We start from the raw sequence: 6,271 nt of genomic DNA, 5'->3' as shown, positions 1-6,271 counted from the left end.
TGGTTGCGGGGGCAGGATTTGAACCTGCGGCCTTCAGGTTATGAGCCGAACCCATTGATTTTGCTGACTCTTTTGATTTCAACAACTTGGTGCGCAAGTCTTTGAAAGAGCAAGTTCTTTCGCCGGAGCCTACCGGATTCCGCCCCTATTCAACGGGTTCAACGTTGCCCAAGCCACATTCGCGGGTTGACCAGGCGTTGACAAGAGCGCTTGCTGCCAGAAGCAATCGACATCCTTCCTGGAGCGAGCGACGAGCCTCATCGCAAACGGAAGTGATTGTGCGTTGTAACTTCGCGCCCCCCCTTTGCACTCTTTGGCTTTCCGGCTCGGCCTTGACCGTGATCCACGTTTGCGATGTGGTTCCGCTTGGATATTCCTAGCCTTACCGGAGCAGCGATGCGCTTGACACGTATTCTCATCGGACTCGGCGTCCTTCTCGTCGCTTTGTGGATCCTTGTAGGCGAACAGCTTGCAGGGGTGAGTGCCGATGCAGTGGTCAATGCGCGTCTGACTGCGGTGCGGGCCCCCGTTGCGGGCGATGTCACCCTTGTGCCCTTGTCGTTGGGCGAACGCGTGCGGTCAGGCGACACGCTTGGCAGTGTGGACGACCCAAGGTCGGACGCCGTCCGGCTTGATGACCTCACCATGGAGCGGCAGTTGGAAGAGGCGGCGGTTGCCCGTGAACGGGCGATCATCACGGACCTGGACTCGCAGATTGCCGCACTCGATGGCAGGACTGAAGCCTACCGGACTGCTCGGATCACCGAAATCGAGGCACGGCTCGCCCATGCCCGCGCCCGGCTGGTGCTACTTGAAGAGGACCCGGCGGCGGAAGACAATGATCCGGCGGCGACGCTCAGCCCCGGACAGACCGAGAACCCCGGGGATCCACTGCTGCCCGGCATCGCACTTGAATACGCGCGCGAGAGGGTGGCAGTGCTGGAAAACCAGCTTCGGGCGGCGCGAGGGACGGTTTTCCTTGGCGACGGCTACAACGATGCCCCTTGGTCTGAACAGTGGCGCGCCGACCTGCGGGCGCGGCTTGCGGAACATCGCAGCGTGCTGGCCGAGGCCGAGGCGCGCGCCGCCGCCTTTGCGGCACGGATCGACGCCGAGCGGCTGCGGGTCAACCGGCTGGCCACCGCGCCCCTGACTGCGGCCGTGGACGGGATCGTCTGGGAATTGCGATCGGCCAGCGGAGAGAACGTCCAGAGGGGCGACGAGCTTCTGAAGCTGGTCGATTGCGGCTCGGTCATGGTCACGGTCTCGGTGACGGAAAGCATCTACAACTCGCTGTCCATTGGCGATCCGGCCACGTTCCGGCCGCAAGGCGACAGCCGGACCTTCGAGGGAACGGTGGCGCGGCTGGCCGGATCCGGGGCCGAGACGGTCTATCGCAATCTCGCCGTAGCCCCGAGCCAGCGCCACCTGCAGCGCTATGATGTGGCCGTGGATGTTCCGGGGCTGGCCGAGGATGCCGGGCTTGCCTGCGCAATCGGCCGCACGGGGCGCGTGTTCTTTGCGGCGCGTCCGCTGGACTGGCTGCGTGGGTTGATCGGGCAGTGATCGGCGTTCCGCTTCTTTCCGAAACACAGTCGGCGCTGGTTGAACTTTGCGCTGTGATCGCGGCCGCCTTTCTTGCAACGTCGGTCCTGAACCGGCGCACCACCTGGCACCGGCTGCTTCTGTTCGGGATCGCCTTCCTATTCGCCGGTCGCTACATCTGGTGGCGCGCGACCTCTACGCTGGCCCCACCGGGGCTGACGTTCGACTTTCTTGCCAGCGGATCGCTGTTCCTGTTCGAGGCGGCGGCCCTGGTCGGATCCCTCAGCGCCTTCGTGATGCTAACCCGGACACGCGACCGTTCGCCCGACGCCACCGAGAACCTCGGCTGGTGGGAACCCGGGCCGATGCCCAAGGTGGCCATCCTGATCGCCACCTACAACGAAGAACTGGAGGTGCTGGAACGCACGGTCGTCGGCGCGCTGGCGCTGCGCCATCCGCGCAAGGAGATCTTTGTCCTTGATGACGGCCGCCGCGACTGGCTGCGCGACTACTGCGGCCGCATGGGCGTGGGCTACATCACCCGGCCCGACAACAAGGGCGCCAAGGCCGGCAACATGAACCATGCGCTGGCCCTTCTGGACGCCTCGCCCGAGCCGCCGGACTTCGTGGCCGTGCTGGACGCCGATTTCGTGCCGCACCGCGGGTTCATCAGCCGGACGCTGGCCCTGTTCCGCGACCCGAAGGTCGGGCTGGTGCAGACGCCGCAGCATTTCTTCAACGCCGACCCGATCCAGCACAATCTGGGACTCAGCCGGTCATATCCCGACGAGCAGCGCTTCTTCTTCGACCACATGCAGGCCGCGCGCGATGCCTGGGGCGTGGCCTTTTGCTGCGGCACCTCGTCGGTGGCCCGCTTCAGCGCGCTGAAGGAGATCGGCTGGTTCTCGACGGACAGCGTGACCGAGGACTTCATGGTGACGCTGGTTCTGCAGGAGGCGGGCTGGTCCACAGCCTACCTCAACGAGCCGTTAACGGAGGGCCTGGCCCCCGAAGGCCTGAAGGAATACGTCACCCAGCGCGCGCGCTGGTGCCTTGGCATGATGCAGATTGCGCGTAGCAAAGTCGGCCCCTTCGCGCGAAACCGACTTCGCCTGCGAGACCGCTGGAGCGTCATCGACAGCGTCCTCTATTGGACGACGACCTTTCCCTTCCGCCTCGCGGCGCTGGTTTATCCGCTGTTCTACTGGTTCGCCAACGTGACGGTCGTGGATGCCACCGTGCCCGACGTCATCCGGTATTTCGGAACCTATTACATCTGGGTGATCATGGCGCTGAACTTTGTGACTCTTGGCGTGGTCGCGCCGGTCCTCACCGATGTCAGCCAGCTACTGGGGGCGTTGCCCATCTGTCGCGCGGCCTTTGTCGGCCTGCTGCGACCGAAAGGGCATCCGTTCAAGGTCACGGCTAAAGGCGGCGACCGGTCGCGCGTGACGGTGCAATGGGCGCTTCTGGCTCCTTTCGCGGTTATTCTGGCGCTGACGCTGATCGGATTGACCATCGGCATCCTGTCCGACCGCTTCGCCTTCTACGATGCGGGGGACGGCAAGGCGGTCGTCCTGTTCTGGACGCTTTACAACGTCCTGGTCCTCACCTTCACCATACTGGTCTGCATCGAGCTTCCACGTCGCGAGCGCCACATCGCAGACACTCCCGAGCGAGCCGAACTCATGCCAGACGGGGGCATCCCGCAGGAAGTCTGGCTGGTTGCCCTGGCGCAGGACCGTGTCCGCATCCGGGGTGCGGATTGCGCGACGGGCGCGCGCGGAACGCTCCGCATTCAGGGTGTCGGCGATGTGCCATTTCTTGCGCTGTCTGCGACAGACGACGGCGCGCGGCTCAGCCTCATGCCGGATGACGCGCAGCGCACTGCCCTGCTGGAACGCTTCTACGCCGATGGCGAGGCGCCGGGTGTCCTCAACATCCGCATGGCCGCGCTTGTCGAGGGGATCACACGGCGACTGTCCTTCAACGAGGGCCCCCGCTGAGTCGGGCCCGGACCTGCCCCTGCAGGCGCGCGATGGCCGCCGAAAGCTGCGACAACTCCTGCGTCCGCTGCGACTCAAACGGGAATGCGTCCTCGCCGCCGGCAATGGCCGCCGCGTTGCGGGCCGCAGCCCCGAAGGGAGCCGCAAAGACCCGGACGAAGATGACGGTCGCAATCGACAGCGCCGCGACAAGGCCGAGAATGAACGGCACCAGCAGTGACGGAAGGTCGGCATCGATGGTGCGGAAAGCCGTCTGGTCCACGCGCGAGATCAGTCTCCAGCCGAAGTTCGGAACTTGACCGGAGGCCTCCACCGGCAGCACGACCGAGAAATAGGTCTTCCCGTCGGGCCATTGCGTGCTGGCGGCCCGGGTCGCCGCGAGTGCCGCCTGCCGGAAAGGTGCAATGGTCGGCTTGGCCGGGTCGGCATCGAGCGTCGACACGATGATGGTACCGTCCTGCGAAACCAGAAGCGCGTCTATGTCCAGCGCCTTGGCAAGGTCCGTGACAAGGCCCGCGGCCCAGTCGAAGTTGATATGCAAGCCAAGCACCCCAATGTATCGGCCTTCCGCGTCGATTACTGGCAGGGCATAGTCGATGAAGCGAGGCGGGTTCTCTCCTTCGGGGTCGAGCAACTTGGCCAGCAGGACCGCCTCGTGAACATCCCCGGCAAAATAGCCTTCAAGACCACGCCGGAACCATGGACGCTCGCTGACGTTCGCTCCCTCCAGCATGCCATTCGACGCCACGGTGACCGTTCCGTCCATCGCGGCAAATCCGACCCACGAAATCTTGTCGCCTTCGGAGGCCATGAGGTCCATGACCGGTCGCAAGGCTTCCGGGTTCTCTGACGACAGCCGGGCCGAAAGCGCCTCCATCCGCAGCCACTCGTCCGACAGTTCCCGAGTGAATGCCTTCATCAGGCCATCCGAACGAACGGTTATTGCTTCGGCCATCGCTCCCTGGACCATGCGGTCTACGGCAGAGCGCAGGGCCACGGTCAAAAAAGCGGCACCGATCAGGGCACTGATTATGACAAAGGCATAGATGGCGGTTGGCAATGTGACCGGACGTTTCGTCGTAATACGCTCCATCAAGGCCTCCTGCGCTGCTGAACGGGACAGGAATACACTGGCAAAAGCGGAGAATTGAAGGCTTTTCTAGGTCGCACGAGCCTGCGCGATGCCCCGCGCCGCCATCAGGCACGACCCGTACATGGTGTGACACTTGCCATTTCGGATCTGCCTCCGGAAAAGCGCGCGTTCTGCTCCGATCTTTCGGACCGGACCACAGGCAGGCCCCCTCCAGCGAAGCCGTTGCTTACTTGAAGCGGAACGCCCCTCCCCGCCCCAGTTCCACCTTCCGCCTGTATTCCGGTCCCTTCCCCATGGTCCGACTTGATAGTGGCGCGGGTCTACGCCTGTGTCGTCGGGCAAGGAGGCGAGATGGATGGTCAAGAGACTGAAACTGAATGAGAAAACCCTGCGCGAGGCGGAGCCCAAGCCCGGCGTCAGCTATCAGATTTTCGACACGGACGTGATCGGTTTCGCCGCCCGGGTGCAGGCCTCGGGCGCGCGCACCTTCACCATCGACTACCGGCACGCCGGGCGGCAGCGCCGAATGACCATCGGGCGCTGGCCGGAGTGGAGTGTCACGGCCGCGCGCGAACGCGCCAAGGAACTGCGCCGCGCCATCGACGAGGGACAGGATCCTCTGGCGGCGCGCGACGAGTGGCGCGGGGCCCCGCGCGTCACCGACATGATCGACCGCTACATCACCGAGCATCTGCCGAAACTCGCCAAGACCAACGCGGGCGACCAGGTCTCGATGCTGAAGAAGATGGTCGAACCCGCCTGGGGAAACCGGCTGGTTACGGAGATCACCAAGTCCGACGTCGCGAAGTTCCTCGATTTCGTAGCCGAGGGGCGGCCACGTCCCTGCAAAACAAAGCCCAACAACCGGGCACGCAAGCTGCAGGGTCACAAGCCCACCCCGATCCGCGCTAACCGAATGGGCGAAGTGCTGCGCAAGATGTTTACGCTGGCGGTGGAGTGGGAATGGCGAACGGACAACCCCGCGCAGGGGTTCCATCGGCGCATCGAACATGCCCGTGAGCGCTTCTTGTCGCCCGAAGAGCTGACCCGGCTGGCGGCCGTGCTGGATGCCGCCGAGGATCAGCGTGCCGCCGCGATCATCCGCATGTGCATGCTGACCGGCGCGCGGGTGGGCGAGGTGCGCACCGCACGGTTCGAACAGTTCAACCTCGACTACGCCATCTGGTCGAAGCCCGCCTCGACCACCAAGCAGCGCAAGATCCACCGGGTGCCGATCTCGCAGGACGTCGCTGCCATCGTGCGGCTGCGCCAGCAAGCGGTGCCCCGCGGCAACCCGTGGCTGTTCCCTGGCGACACGGTCGGCCAGCCCGTGCGGGAAATCCGCCGCTTCTGGGCCAAAGTGCAGAAGGAAGCCGGGCTGGCCGACGTCCGCATCCACGACCTGCGACACACCTTCGCCTCGCTCTTGGTCAGTGGCGGCGCGTCACTGGAAATGATCGGCAAGCTCTTGGGCCACAGCCAGATGCAGACAACCCAGCGCTACGCGCACCTGATGGACTCCCCCCTGCGCGCGGGCGTCGACACGGTGGCCAGCCTCCTGCGGCCGCGGCCGCGCCTTGTGCATGACGCGGCACAAGATGGAGCCGACCTGCCGAAATCGGCCTGA

Annotated in this window: 4 protein-coding genes; 3 read left to right on the top strand and 1 reads right to left on the bottom strand. The window is 64.7% G+C overall.

The annotated features are described in order from the left end of the window. The first annotated feature begins 402 nt into the window (after positions 1-402). Positions 403-1,566, top strand: a complete 1,164-nt coding sequence (locus E8M84_RS21295; protein ID WP_170972028.1) for an HlyD family secretion protein — start codon at positions 403-405, stop codon at positions 1,564-1,566. 53 nt (positions 1,567-1,619) lie between these two features. Further along, positions 1,620-3,551, top strand: coding sequence for a glycosyltransferase (locus E8M84_RS21290; protein WP_240790482.1), 1,932 nt, complete (start codon positions 1,620-1,622; stop codon positions 3,549-3,551). On the opposite strand, the gene E8M84_RS21285 is transcribed toward E8M84_RS21290, so the two are convergent. Beyond that, positions 3,532-4,470, bottom strand: a complete 939-nt coding sequence (locus E8M84_RS21285) for a cache domain-containing protein (protein ID WP_170972027.1) — start codon at positions 4,468-4,470, stop codon at positions 3,532-3,534. The two genes, E8M84_RS21290 and E8M84_RS21285, sit on opposite strands and share 20 nt — an antisense overlap. 529 nt (positions 4,471-4,999) lie before the next feature. On the opposite strand from E8M84_RS21285, the gene E8M84_RS21280 reads away from it, so the two are divergent. After that, positions 5,000-6,271, top strand: a complete 1,272-nt coding sequence (locus E8M84_RS21280) for a site-specific integrase (protein WP_137113264.1) — start codon at positions 5,000-5,002, stop codon at positions 6,269-6,271.

This window comes from Rhodobacter sp. SY28-1, from assembly GCF_005222785.1.
Classification (GTDB): Bacteria; Pseudomonadota; Alphaproteobacteria; order Rhodobacterales; family Rhodobacteraceae; genus Tabrizicola.
Note: the sequence above shows the minus strand (reverse complement) of the source record. Positions and strands in the feature narration are given on the sequence as shown.

Excerpts from the sequence above, each read along its gene's own strand:
- E8M84_RS21280 (WP_137113264.1), top strand. The coding sequence starts at position 5,000 with ATGGTCAAGAGACTGAAACTGAATGAGAAAACCCTGCGCGAGGCGGAG.
- E8M84_RS21285 (WP_170972027.1), bottom strand. The coding sequence starts at position 4,470 with ATGAAGGCATTCACTCGGGAACTGTCGGACGAGTGGCTGCGGATGGAG.